Consider the following 473-nt stretch of genomic DNA (forward strand, 5'->3'; position numbering starts at 1 on the left):
CCTTGCTCTTGATTATCTTTATAGTTACCATTTTTAGGATAGTAACGAATAAATTTGCCATCGTCATTTAGTTGATATTGATAAAACGGTGTTTGTGTTATTCCGTCCTCAGTAAAGGAATAGTCTCGGGTGGAAATGATCAGGTTTTCATCTATATAAAAAATTTTACCATCTGTAAAACCCATTTCTCCTGAGCGATTATAATAAATTCTTCTAGAATCAACCTGTACTCCATTTTTTAGAGATAACAGAAATATGGATAGATTTGGATAACTGTTAGGTTCTGATTTTTGTATTGCCAATTTTAAGATTTTATCGCCTTTTTTGAGGTATTTGGATGAGATGATAAAGGGGATATCCTTTTTTTTAAATTCATTATACCTGAAAAAAACCGATTCAAACTCTGAATACTCTTCTTTAAAAAGCTTGGGGGTATAATTTACGGTTTCCCCACACCCCAATAAGGAACAAAA

The 473-nt window shown here is 31.9% G+C and carries 1 protein-coding gene; it reads right to left on the reverse strand.

What is annotated here, in order from left to right; genetic code table 11:
• On the reverse strand, positions 1-473 hold a 473-nt coding region (locus GQ590_RS12090), incomplete at both ends, for a hypothetical protein (protein WP_160409313.1).

The sequence above is a fragment of the Gilliamella sp. Lep-s35 genome (assembly GCF_009795845.1).
GTDB lineage: Bacteria > Pseudomonadota > Gammaproteobacteria > Enterobacterales > Orbaceae > Gilliamella.